At 70.0% G+C, this 12,479-nt stretch carries 9 protein-coding genes; 8 read left to right on the top strand and 1 reads right to left on the bottom strand.

Annotation, left to right across the window (positions count from 1 at the left end; all coding sequences use genetic code 11):
• Positions 1 to 9: 9 nt before the first annotated feature.
• The gene (locus tag NLX83_RS25080; protein WP_254237609.1) at positions 10 to 957 is read left to right on the top strand and encodes a nucleoside hydrolase; all 948 of its coding nucleotides are present in this window, start codon (positions 10 to 12) and stop codon (positions 955 to 957) included.
• Here NLX83_RS25080 and NLX83_RS25075 read toward each other — a convergent pair.
• Positions 903 to 2,213, bottom strand: coding sequence for a S41 family peptidase (locus NLX83_RS25075; RefSeq protein ID WP_254237608.1), 1,311 nt, complete (start codon positions 2,211 to 2,213; stop codon positions 903 to 905). The genes NLX83_RS25080 and NLX83_RS25075 overlap by 55 nt on opposite strands.
• Before the next feature lie 144 nt (positions 2,214 to 2,357).
• On the opposite strand from NLX83_RS25075, the gene NLX83_RS25070 reads away from it, so the two are divergent.
• From NLX83_RS25070 to NLX83_RS25040, 7 genes are all read left to right on the top strand, one after another.
• Positions 2,358 to 4,391: a molybdopterin oxidoreductase family protein gene (locus NLX83_RS25070; protein ID WP_308209370.1), complete on the top strand. Its 2,034-nt coding sequence runs from the start codon at positions 2,358 to 2,360 to the stop codon at positions 4,389 to 4,391.
• Entirely contained in the window at positions 4,388 to 5,824 is a 1,437-nt protein-coding gene (locus NLX83_RS25065) for an FAD-dependent oxidoreductase (RefSeq protein WP_254237607.1), read from the top strand. The genes NLX83_RS25070 and NLX83_RS25065 overlap by 4 nt, the downstream gene beginning before the upstream one ends.
• A gap of 572 nt (positions 5,825 to 6,396) precedes the next feature.
• Entirely contained in the window at positions 6,397 to 7,704 is a 1,308-nt protein-coding gene (locus NLX83_RS25060) for an MFS transporter (RefSeq protein WP_254237606.1), read from the top strand.
• Between the two features lie 98 nt (positions 7,705 to 7,802).
• A complete protein-coding gene (nirB, locus tag NLX83_RS25055) occupies positions 7,803 to 10,295 on the top strand; it encodes a nitrite reductase large subunit NirB (protein WP_254237605.1) in 2,493 nt (830 codons plus the stop codon).
• A complete protein-coding gene (nirD, locus tag NLX83_RS25050; RefSeq protein ID WP_254237604.1) occupies positions 10,292 to 10,657 on the top strand; it encodes a nitrite reductase small subunit NirD in 366 nt (121 codons plus the stop codon). The genes nirB and nirD overlap by 4 nt, the downstream gene beginning before the upstream one ends.
• Positions 10,654 to 11,784: a uroporphyrinogen-III synthase gene (locus NLX83_RS25045; RefSeq protein ID WP_254237603.1), complete on the top strand. Its 1,131-nt coding sequence runs from the start codon at positions 10,654 to 10,656 to the stop codon at positions 11,782 to 11,784. The genes nirD and NLX83_RS25045 overlap by 4 nt, the downstream gene beginning before the upstream one ends.
• Positions 11,781 to 12,467: a sirohydrochlorin chelatase gene (locus NLX83_RS25040; protein ID WP_254237602.1), complete on the top strand. Its 687-nt coding sequence runs from the start codon at positions 11,781 to 11,783 to the stop codon at positions 12,465 to 12,467. The genes NLX83_RS25045 and NLX83_RS25040 overlap by 4 nt, the downstream gene beginning before the upstream one ends.
• The last annotated feature ends 12 nt before the right edge of the window (positions 12,468 to 12,479 follow it).

Genomic DNA, 12,479 nt, shown 5'->3' with positions numbered 1-12,479 from the left:
ATCCCTCCGGTGAGCAGAGCGATCTACTTCGACCACGACGGCGCGCTCGACGACCTGTTGTCGCTGACGTTGCTGACCAGGTACCGGGGGATCGCGCTCAAGGGCGTCACGGTCACCCCGGCCGACTGCCTCGTCGAGCCCGCGGTGTCCGCCACCCGCAAGATCCTGGAGCTGGCGGGCGCGCACCACGTGCCCGTCGCGGAGGGCACCCTGGCCGGACCCAACCCGTTCCCGCTGGAGTGGCGGGTGGACGCGCTGCGAGCGGACGCGTTACCCGTGCTCAACCAGCGCGAACCCAGGGCCCGCGTGTCGGAGCTGCCCGCGCACGAGCAGCTGGCCCAGTGGCTGCTCGCCGCGCCGGAGCCGGTGACCCTGCTGATGATCGGGCCGCTGACGAACCTCGCGTGGTGCCTGGACTCGCATCCGGCGGTGGAGTCCAAGATCGCCGAGCTGGTCTTCATGGGCGGTGCCGTCGACGTCGGCGGCAATGTCGACGAGCCGGACCACGACGGCACCGCGGAGTGGAACGTCTACTGGGACCCGCAGGCCGCGCACCGCGTGTTCGCCTCGCGGATTCCGATCACCCTCTTCCCCTTGGACGCCACCGACCAGGTGCCGATCACGTCGGAGTTCGTGCGGTCGTTCGGCCCGCACTACGGCACTCCGCTGACCGATCTCGCCGGGTCGCTGCTGGCGATGACCTTCGGCGGCTTCGAGACCACCGGGTTCGCCTACTGCTGCTGGGACAGCCTCACCACGTCGTACCTCGCCGAACCGGAGATGTGCGAGTTCGAGGACGTGCGCTGCGAGGTCGTGACCTCCGGCGTGAGCCAGGGCCGCACCGTGCGCTCGGAGACGGGCCGACTGGTCAAGTGCGCCAAGAAGGTCGACGCCCAGCGCTTCTACCGCCACTGCCTGGAAACGTTGACGGGTATTCCTGAGTTCTCCACGCAATGACCGTTGCGGTCGTAGGTGAGCACGGTGCTGATGTTCAGCGTCCAGCCCGGGAGCAATCGCACCGTGCGCGGCCTGCCACTGCCGCCGCCGCTGGGCTCACCGATCACCCGGACGTGGTCGAGTCCCTGTAGCCCCGACAGGAAATCCTCGCTCGCGGAGTAGGTCATCGGGTCGGTGAGCACGGTCAGCCGCCCTCCCCAGCGCACTCCGCTAGAAGGCTTTCCGATCATGGGCACCGGCTCGGAGAGCTTTCCGTTGACGCAATAGCGCACCGAGCCGAGAACGGTTTCCTCGCGGAGGAAACGATCCCGGGTCGCCCACGCCAGCACGACATTCCCGCCGACGTTCCCGCGAAGGTCGAGCGTCAGCTCCGCGCGGTCGGCCAGTTCGGTCAGCGCCGTGTCGAGCGCCTCCGCGGTCCCCGATTTCGCGACCCACTGCCCGATCCTGATCCGGCCGTCCTTCTGCCAGGTCACCAGGTCGCCGAAGGGCAAGCCAGTCGGCTTCTCGGTCCACCTGACGTCTTCGCCTCCCGGCCCGAACGCGCGCCATTCCTGGCTTTCCGTTGCGGAAAGCAGTCTCCTGCCGATCGCGTAGGGACGCATGTGCGGCGATGCTCCGGTGCGCCGCGCGACATCCTCTTCGTGCGGTGCGTCCAGCCGCCAGCCGGGACGAACTCCCGCCTCCCATGCCGCGCTGCCCTCGGGAACGTCCGTGAAGGTCGTGTGGAATGCCTTGTATGGAAGGGAAAGCGGGCGTGGGGAAGCGTGCACGGCGGTATGGGCGTCGCCGAGCTGCGCGACCCATTCCTGGCACATCGCGAAAGGATCGTCCGCCGCGAGGACTTCGGGCACGTAGTGCTCGCACAACTGGTCCCAGTCCAGGCCGCGCAGAGCGAATGCCGGATAGCTGAAACGGATCTCGTTGATGATCCGGTTGACTGCCTCGTCGAGATCGGCGGCGTCCGTCGCGTAGGTGTCCTGCCCCGTCCGCAACCATGTGTGCCGCAGGCTGAACGTTTCCCACATCTCTTCGTGTGTGCGGCCAACCGATTCGATCAGATCGCCGTCGCGGCGCAGTACGGCCGGGCCGTCGTGATCGGGATCGACCCGGCAGATCCAGCGCGGTCCAGCGCCCGGGTCCTCGCGCACCAAGCGGACCGGAACACCGAGTTCGATTGCGAGCACCGGCAGCGAGTCGGCGAGGAGAAGGGCGCGGTCGTCGAACTCCGCGCCCGCGGGCCACACGAGATCCATACCCCCAAACTACGGGCGACGGCCACTCCCGGGCTGTCAAGACCCGGCCCGCCGTGGTGCGGACAAGTTTGCGTGCCGGAAACACACGGCCACCTCGGGATAACCCCGGCCTCCTAGCGTCGAGGTCAGCGAAGGGGGTGATCCGTGCCGACTCCGACACACTGCCCGTACTGCGCCCTGCAGTGCGGAATGACGGTCAAGCCAGGTCCGGCGGTCGTGCCGCGGGACTTCCCGGTCAACCGAGGCGGACTTTGCCAGAAGGGCTGGACCTCGGCCGCGCTGCTGAACACCCCGGGCAGGCTGACGACCCCGCTCGTCCAGGGGCGCCCGGCATCGTGGGACGAGGCGCTCGACCATGTCGCGCAACGGCTTCTGGAGTTGCGGGCCGCACACGGGCCGGATTCCGTCGCGGTCTTCGGCGGCGGTGGGCTGACGAATGAGAAGTCCTATCTGCTCGGCAAGTTCGCCAGAGTGGCGCTCGGCACTTCGCAGATCGACTACAACGGCCGCTTCTGCATGTCCTCTGCCGCGGCGGCGGGCATTCGCGCGTTCGGGGTCGACCGAGGGCTTCCTTTCCCGGTAACCGATCTCTCGAACGCTGACGCCGTTCTCCTGGTCGGGGCGAACGTCGCCGAGACGATGCCGCCGTTCGTCCAGCACCTCCGCCGGGCAATCGACTCGGGCGGGCTCGTCGTGGTCGATCCGCGCCGCACCGCGACCGCTGAACAAGCTGCGGTGCATCTCGCTCCGACGCCCGGAACGGATCTGGCCCTCGCGCTCGGGCTCCTGCATGTCGCGGTGGCTGAACGGTATGTGGACAAGGACTACCTGTCGGAGCGCGCCATCGGTTTCGAAGAAACGTGGGAAGTCGCCGCGCGGTGGTGGCCGGAACAGGTGGAGCGGGTCACTGGCGTATCGGCGGCTGATCAGCGGCGCGCGGTCGCCGTATTGTCTCGTGCCACCAACGCTTATGTGCTCACCGCGCGCGGGACGGAGCAGCACGCCAGCGGCTCCGACATGGTGTCGGCGTGGATCAACCTCGCCCTCGCATTGGGCCTGCCAGGGCGGCCGGGCTCCGGATTCGGCTGTCTGACCGGCCAGGGAAACGGGCAGGGCGGCCGGGAACACGGCCAGAAAGCCGACCAGTTGCCGGGTTATCGCAAGATCGATGATCCGGCCGCGCGGGAACACGTCGCAGAAGTGTGGGGAGTCGCCCCGGAATCCTTGCCGGGACCGGGAAAGTCGGCTTACGAGCTGCTGGATTCCCTGGGTGTCGGACCGCGCGCGCTGATGGTGTTCGGCAGCAATATCGCCGTGTCCGCCCCGCGTTCCGCTCACGTGACGGAACGCTTGGCGGCATTGGATTTCCTGGTGGTCGCCGACTTCGTGCTGTCGGAAACGGCTGTGCTGGCCGACGTTGTGCTCCCTGTGACGCAGTGGGCGGAAGAAGGCGGCACGATGACCAATCTGGAAGGACGCGTTCTCCTGCGCAGCCGCGCTGTCACGCCGCCTCCTGGAGTGCGCACTGACCTCGAAGTGCTGCACGAGCTGGCCGTCCGGCTCGGGCAGCCCGCGGAACGGTTCCCGGTCAACGAGGAATCGGTTTTCGCGGAGCTGCGCAGGGCGAGCGCGGGTGGCGTCGCCGACTACGCGGGAATCAGTTATGAACGCCTGCGTGCTGGAGAAGCCTTGCACTGGCCGTGCCCGGACGAAAGGCATCCCGGAACGCCGAGGCTGTTCCTCGATCGCTTCGCGCACGCGGACGGCAAGGCGCGAATGGTTCCCGTGGACCACCGCGGGCCAGCTGAACTTCCCGACGATGACTATCCGCTCAGCGCGACCACGGGAAGGGTTTTGCAGCACTACCAATCCGGGGCGCAAACGCGTCGGGTTCCGGAGCTGAACGCGGCTGTGCCGGAGGCGTTCGTCGAAGTGCACCCCGACACCGCCGACCGAGCCGGTCTCGCGGAAGGCGATGTGGCGCGGATCTGTTCCCGACGCGGTGAAGTGCTCGCGAAAGTCCGCTGCGTGCAAGGAATGCGGATCGACACGGTGTTCCTGCCGTTCCACTTCCCCGGCGAGCAGCGCGCGAACCTGATCACCAATCCGGCGCTCGACCCGATCAGCGGGATGCCCGAGTTCAAGGTGTGCGCGGTCCGACTGGAGGCGGTGACATGAGCCCGAGGCGAGTGGTCGTCGTCGGCTACGGCATGGCCGGAGCGCGGCTGGCCGAGGAAGTTCGGCGGCGTGACCCGAAGGGCGAGCGCGTCTCACTGACGATCGTGGGCGCGGAATCGCACACCGCGTACAACCGGGTGCTGCTGTCATCGGTGCTCGCCGGGTCGCTCGCGCCTGACGCGGTGCGGTTGCGCGGTTCGGAGCACGTCGATCTGCGGCTGGACACCGAAGTGTCCTTTGTGGACAGATCAGTCCGTGCGGTCGTTCTCGCGGATGGGGAAACCCTGCCCTACGACGCTTTGGTTCTCGCGACGGGAAGTGAGCCGTGGGTTCCGCCGACCGAGGGACTGCGCGCGGACGACGGTTCCCTGGCGGAAGGCGTGCACACGTTCCGCACGCTCGACGACTGCGCGCGGATCGTGGCCGCGACCGCGCCCGGGTCGCCTGTCGCCGTGCTCGGCGGCGGGTTGTTGGGGCTTGAGGCCGCGCGGGGCTTGGCGGGCCGGGGAAACCTCGTCACGGTCGTCCACCCGGTCGATCACCTGATGGAGCGGCAACTCGACGCACAGGCAGGCGCCGCGCTGGCGAAGTCCTTGCGCACGTTGGGGATCGAGCTTCGGCTCGGCGTGCTCGCGACCCGGTACCTGCCCGGTGACGGGCTCAAGCTGGACGACGGCAGCCACGTTCCCGCCGACCTCGTCGTGGTCTCCGCCGGGGTGCGTCCTTCCGCTGATCTCGCCCGCTCGTGCGGCCTGACCGTCGAGCGCGGGATCGTCGTCGACAACGCCCTGCGCACGAGCGATCCGCGGATCTTCGCGCTGGGGGACTGCGCCGAGCACCCCGGCACCGTGTCCGGCCTGGTCCAATCGGCGTGGGACCAGGCGGTCGTGCTCGCCGACCTGCTCACCGGCGCGGACCCGAGTTCCCGCTACCTGGGCACGCCCGTGGTGACCCGCTTGAAGGCCCGCGACATCGACCTGGCCGCGCTCGGCGAGGTGCACACCGAACCGGACGAGCCGGGCGCGGAGGTGCTGCGCCTGGAGGACCCGACGCGCGGCCGCTACGCCAAGCTCGTGCTCCGCGAGGACCGGGTGACCGGCGCGATCCTGCTCGGCGCCCCCGACGCCGCCGCCGTGATCACCCAGCTCTACGACCGCGGTGCTCCCGCTCCCGCCGACCGGCTGGCGTTGTTGCTGGGCCGAGCTTTGTCGCCGGTCGCTCAGGCAGGTCCTGCCGACCTGCCCGCGAGCGCGGTGATCTGCCGGTGCAACACCGTCAGCAAGGGACAGTTGGTGTCCGCGTGGCGCGCCGGCGCCCGCAGCACCGGGGCCCTCGCCGACGCGACCCGGGCCACCACCGGCTGCGGTGGCTGCCGCGACGCCGTGTGCGGCCTGGCCGACTGGCTCTCCGCCCAGGAACCCCAACCCAGCTAACCCCACGCTTCTCCCGTTTCGTACTCATAACGGGATTTGGGAGCGCTCTTTTTCCCGTTATGAGTACGAAACGGGGTTCTCTAGTCCTCCGGCGCGGACATCATGACGTGCTCCGTGTGCTCTGTGCGCACCGTCTCACTCGCCCGTCCTGTCCGTGCCACATCGTTCATGTCGCGGGTTCACCCGAGGCGTCCAACCTCGCCGCACCGCATCCCCGCGCCGTCGAACACTAGCGCGCCGTGCGAATCCTCGCCCCTCGACAGGCGTCCTTCGAAATTGCCGAACACGTTGCCCCACAAGGCGTCCGCCCCTCGCTGCACCTCGCAACCACACCCGCGCGCGAGGGGGTCCCCACGAATCCATTCTCCCAGACACCCCCGACAACGACGCGCGAGAACCGGGCAGGTGCGGGTGAGTTATCCACATCGAGGTGCTCCATCCACAGATCGCGAACGAGCTCACCGCGCCGCTTTCCGCTGTGTGAGCCTGAATTCGCACGGCCGTCACGAACGGCCTCACACGGGTAACGCCCGTTTCCTAGCGTCGGCGCAGGAGAAACCGAGGGAGGGTGTATGAGCGGTCGATGGATCAAGCACTGGGAGCCGGAGGACCCGGAGTTCTGGGAGCGCACGGGCAAGCGCGTCGCCCGGCGGAACCTGTGGTTCTCGATCCTCGCCGAGCACATCGGTTTCTCGCTCTGGACGGTGTGGAGCGTGATCGTGGTCAGCCTGCCGCAGGCGGGGTTCCCGTTCACCGTCGACCAACGCTTCTGGTTGGTCGCCGTGCCCAGCCTGCTCGGCGCGGCCCTGCGCCTGCCCTACACCTTCGCGGTCCCGCGCTTCGGCGGGCGCAACTGGACGGCGGTCAGCGCGGCGCTGCTGCTGGTGCCGTGCGGGTTGCTGATCTGGTGCGTGTCGACGCCGGGGACGCCGTTCGAGATGTTCCTGCTCGCCGCCGCGCTCGCCGGGGTCGGCGGCGGGAACTTCGCCTCCTCGATGGCGAACATCTCCTACTTCTACCCGGAGTCGGGCAAGGGGCTGGCGCTCGGCCTGAACGCGGCGGGCGGGAACCTGGGCGTCGCGCTCGCGCAGCTGCTGGTGCCGGTGATCATCTCGGTGGGCACGGGCGTGCACCTCGTGTACGCGGGGTTGTTCTACCTGCCGCTGATCGTGCTCTCCGCCGTGTGCGCGTTGCTGTTCATGGACAACCTGGCGGGAGCGAAGGCCGACTTCAAGTCCCAGGCGCGGGCGGCGGCGCGGCCGCAGACCTGGGTGGTGTCGTTCCTCTACATCGGCACCTTCGGTTCGTTCATCGGCTTCTCCGGAGCGCTCCCACTGCTGATCCAAACCCAGTTTCCGGAGGTCGAGGGCGCGCACTACGCGTGGCTCGGCGCGGCGGTCGGCTCGCTGTCGCGACCGTTCGGCGGCTGGCTGGCCGATCGGCTCGGCGGGGCCAGGGTCACGCAGTGGACGTTCCTCGCGATGGGCGCGTCGACGCTGCTCGTGGTGGCTGGCCTGCGCACGGGTGAGTTCGCGGTGTTCCTCGGCGCGTTCCTGCTGCTGTTCGTCACCAGCGGGATCGGCAACGGCTCCACCTACCGGATGATCCCGGCGATCTTCGCGGCGCGGGCCGGGGGCGCGGCCGAGGCCCGGCGGGAAGCGGCGGCGGCGATCGGCATCGCCGGGGCGGTCGGCGCCTTCGGCGGCTTCTTCGTCAGCCAGGGCTTCCGGATCTCCGTCGCGGCCACCGGCGGCATCACCGGCGCGCTGTACGGGTTCCTGGCCTTCTACCTGGTCTGCGTCGGCGTGACCTGGTGGTGCTACCTGCGCAGCCGGGTGCTGGTGGCGCAGGTGCCCAGCCTGGCGTACGCGCGGGTGTGACGGGGGTTAACGGCGGTGTCACACGCGGGAGAACAACACGAAACCCCGGGCCACCAGCATGAGCGGTGGAACCCAACCGAACGGCGGGAGGGACGTCGATGAGCAGGCACCTCGTGGTCATCGGGCACGGCATGGTCGGCCACCGGCTGGTGCAGGCGCTGCGCGCGCGGGACGCCGGGGACGCGTGGCGGATCACCGTGCTCGCCGAGGAGGACCGTCCCGCCTACGACCGGGTCGCGCTGTCGTCCTATGTGGACGATTGGGATGCGGGGCGGCTCCAGCTCGACGGTGCCGAGTTCTCCGATGACCCCCGTGTCGACCTCCGGCTCGGCGCCCCCGTGGTGGAGATCGACCGGGCCGCGCGGGCGGTGCGGACGGTGACCGGTCATGTCCTCGGCTACGACGCGCTCGTGCTGGCGACCGGTTCAGCCCCGTTCGTGCCGCCCGTGCCCGGACGGGACCTTCCCGGCTGCTTCACCTACCGCACGATCGAGGACCTCGACGCGATCCGGGCCGCCGCGCGCGGTCACACCACGGGCGTGGTGGTCGGCGGTGGGTTGCTCGGCCTGGAAGCCACGAACGTGTTGCGGGGCTTGGGTTTGCGCGGCCACGTCATCGAGCTGGCGCCCAGGCTGATGCCGCTCCAGGTCGACGAGGGCGGCGGTGCGCTGCTGCGCAGGACCATCGAGGGCATGGGCCTGGAAGTCCACTGTGGAGTGTCGGTGACCGAGGTCGTCCGGCACGAGGACGGACTGCTGCTCCGGCTCTCCGACGACACAACTGTCCACACTGGACTCCTGGTGTTCTCCGCCGGCATCCGGCCGAGGGATGAGCTGTTCCGCGTCGCCGGGCTCACCGTGGCCGAGCGCGGTGGGGTCCTCGTGGACGAGACCTGCCGCACCAGCGATCCGGCCGTGTGGGCGGCGGGGGAGTGCGCGAGCTTCGAGGGGCGCGCCTACGGCCTGGTCGCCCCCGGCTACGCGATGGCGGAGACCGTCGCGGATCGGTTGCTGGGCGGGGACGCGACGTTCTCCATGCCTGACATGTCCACCAAGCTCAAGCTGCTCGGCGTGGACGTCGCGAGCTTCGGTGACGCCCACGGAGTCACGCCGGGTGCGCTCGAGGTCGTGCACAACGACCCGGTCTCGGGCGTTTACAAGAAACTCGTGGTCTCGGACGACGCGGGCACGTTGCTGGGCGGCGTCCTGGTCGGTGACGCCTCCGCCTACGGATCGCTGCGTCCACTGGTCGGCCGCGCGCTGCCCGCGGACCCGGGCTCGCTCATCGCGCCGGCGGGCGGGGCACCGGCGCTCGGTGTCGACGCGTTGCCGGGAGATGCCCAGGTCTGCTCCTGCCACGCGGTCACCAAGAACGCGATCGAGGAGGCGGTGGGCGCGGGATGCCGTGACATCCCGGCGCTCAAGGGCTGCACCAAGGCGGGCACGGGATGCGGCTCGTGCGTGCCCCTGCTCAAGCAGGTGCTGGTCTCCTGCGGTGTGGAGCAGTCGAAGGCGCTGTGCGAGCACTTCGACCACTCGCGCGCCGAACTGTTCGAGATCCTGCGGGTGACCGGCATCCGCACGTTCAGCGCCCTGCTCGCCCGGCACGGCCGCGGGCGGGGTTGCGACATCTGCAAACCCACGGTGGCGTCCATCCTCGCGTCGCTGGGCTCGGGGCACGTGCTCGACGGTGAGCAGGCGGCGTTGCAGGACACCAACGACCACTTCCTCGCCAACCTCCAGCGCAACGGCACGTACTCGGTGGTGCCGCGCATCCCCGGCGGCGAGATCACCCCGGAGAAGCTGCTGGTGATCGCCGAGGTCGCCCGGGACTTCGCGCTCTACACCAAGATCACCGGGGGCCAGCGGATCGACCTCTTCGGCGCGACCGTCGACCAGCTGCCGTTGATCTGGCGCAGGCTGGTGGACGCGGGCTTCGAGTCCGGTCACGCCTACGGCAAGGCGCTGCGCACGGTGAAGTCCTGCGTCGGTGAGGCGTGGTGCCGCTACGGCGTGCAGGACTCCGTCGGCCTGGCGATCGAGCTGGAGCTGCGCTACCGGGGCCTCCGCGCGCCGCACAAGATCAAGGCCGCGGTGTCCGGCTGCGCCCGCGAGTGCGCCGAGGCCAGGAGCAAGGACATCGGCGTCATCGCCACGGAGAACGGCTGGAACCTCTACGTCGGCGGCAACGGCGGCTTCACCCCGCGGCACGCCGATCTTCTTGTGTCCGATGTGGACAAACGTTCACTGCTCACCCTGATCGACCGGTTCCTGATGTTCTACGTGCGCACCGCGGACCGGCTCCAGCGCACGTCGGTGTGGGTGGAGTCGCTGGAGGGCGGCCTCGACCACCTGCGCGAGGTGATCGTCGAGGACAGCCTCGGCATCTGCGGTGAGCTCGAACGGGCGATGGCGGCGCACGTGGACTCCTACGCCGACGAGTGGCGGGGCGTGCTCGAGGACCCGGTGAAGCTCGCCAGGTTCACCTCCTTCGTCAACGCGCCCGGCGCACCCGACCCGACCATCACCTTCCGCACCGAACGGGGGCAGCGGGTGCCCGTTCCACTGGGAGTTCCGGAGGTACGAACATGACGACGAGCGAGGCCCCACGACTGACCTGGCTGCGGATCTGCCCGGAGGCGCGGCTGTGGCCGGAGCGCGGATCGGCGGCGCTGCTGCCAGACGGCGGTCAGGTCGCCCTGTTCCGGACCACCGACGGCGCCGTGCACGCGGTCGGCAACCTCGACCCGTGCACCGGGGCGGCGGTGCTCTCCCGCGGCATCCTCGGCGACCGGGCGGGGCGGCCGGTGGTGATCTCGCCGATGCTCAAGCACACCTTCGACCTGAGCACCGGCGAGTGCGTGGACGATCCCCTGGTGGCGATCCCGGTCTACCCCGCGCGCGTCGTGGACGGCGTGATCGAGGTGGCGGTGGAGGAGATGAGCGGGCGATGACACCCACCACCGCCCCACCCCTGGCGGGGTTCACCATCGGCGTGACGGCGGCCCGCCGCGCCGACGAGCTGATCGCGCTGCTGGAGCGGCGAGGCGCGACCGTGGTGCACGCCCCGGCGATCCGGATCGTCCCGTTGCCCGACGACGCCGAACTGCTCGCCGCGACGAGAGAGGTTCTCGCTGATGCCGTGGACACGGTCGTGGTCACCACCGCGATCGGCTTCCGGGGCTGGCTCGAAGCCGCTGAGGGATGGGGCCTGGCGGGCGCGCTGCTCAGCCGGATGAACCGGGCGACGGTGCTCACCAGGGGCCCCAAGGCCAAGGGCGCTGTGCGCGCGGCCGGTCTCGTCGAGGACTGGTCACCCGGCTCGGAGTCCAACGCCGAACTCCTTCGGCACCTGCTCGACCGCGGTGTGCGCGGCAGCCGAATCGTCGTCCAACTGCACGGCGAACCCTTGCGGGGCTTCGTCGAGGCGTTGCGGTCCGCGGGCGCCGAGGTGGTCGAGGTGCCCGTGTACCGCTGGGTCCCACCCGCGAACACCGATCCGCTCGATCGGCTCGTGGACGGAGTGCTCGGTGGCGCGGTCGACGCGGTGGCCTTCACCAGTGCTCCGGCGGTGAGCAGCATGTTGGCCCGCGCCAAGGTGAACGGCAGGCACGACGAGTTGTGCGCGGCACTGCGCGATGGCGTGTTCGCCGCCTGCGTCGGGCCGGTGTGCGCCGCACCGTTCGAGGCGGTTGGCGTGCCGAGCTCGCGACCGGAACGCGCACGCATCGGTGGGCTGGTGCGCCTGCTCGCCGAGCAATTGCCCGCGCGCGCCCAACGCCTGCGAGTGGCCGGTCGCGATCTGGAGATCCGTGGCCGCGCGGTGCTGGTCGACGGCCGGTTCCGTCCGGTCGCTCCGGCCCAGATGGCCGTACTCCGGCTGCTCGCCGAGGAAGCCGGGCGCGTGGTGCCACGGGACCGACTGCTGCGCGCGCTGCCGGGAACCGGTGACGGCCATGCCGTGGAGACCGCGATCGGGCGGCTGCGTACCGCCCTCGGCGAACCCCGGCTGGTGCAGACCGTGGTCAAACGCGGTTACCGATTACCCGTGGAGACCGAGCCGATCGGAGGCGCCGGATGACCCTGGTCCTGGTCGCGCACGGGACACGCGACCCTGCGGGGACGCGGATGGTCGAGCGCATCGCGGACGCGGTGCGCGAGCGGTTGCCAAAGATCCCGGTCTCCGTCGCCTACGCCGACGTGTGTCAGCCTCGGCTGTCCGCGGTACTGGGCGATCTTCCGCCCGGTCCGTGTGTGGTGATGCCCGCGTTCCTTTCCTCGGGCTACCACGTGCGCGTGGACATTCCCGCGGAAATCGCTGCGGCGCAACGGTCCGACGTGGTGGTGACACCCGCGCTCGGCTCCGAGCCGGGCATCGTCGCAGCGGCCCACGATCGCCTGCTCACTGCGGGATGGCGCCCAGGGGACGCCGTGGTGTTCGCGGCCGCGGGGTCCTCTAACCAGGCCGCGCTCCGCGAGGTCCGACGCGCGGCGACGATGTTGGCGCTGCGACTGGGAACGCCGGTGCACCAGGCGTATGTCGCCACCGCCCAACCGTCGGTGCCCGAGGTGGTGGCCGACCTGCGGGAGCGCGGCGGCCGGATCGCGGTGGCCTCCTGGCTGCTGGCACCCGGGTTGTTCCACCGTGCCATCACCGCGGCGGAGCCCGATCTCGTCGCCGCACCGCTCGGCGCGCATCCCCGGGTGGTCGACGTGATCGTCCGGCGGTACCGCTCCGCGCGGAGTTACCGGGCGGCTGCTTGAGGTAGTCGTTCC

Origin of the sequence: Allokutzneria sp. A3M-2-11 16, assembly GCF_024213555.1 — a bacterium.
In the GTDB taxonomy this organism is placed as follows: Bacteria; Actinomycetota; Actinomycetes; order Mycobacteriales; family Pseudonocardiaceae; genus Allokutzneria.
The sequence above is the reverse complement of the archived record's forward strand: the minus strand, read 5'-3'. Positions and strand labels throughout refer to the sequence as shown.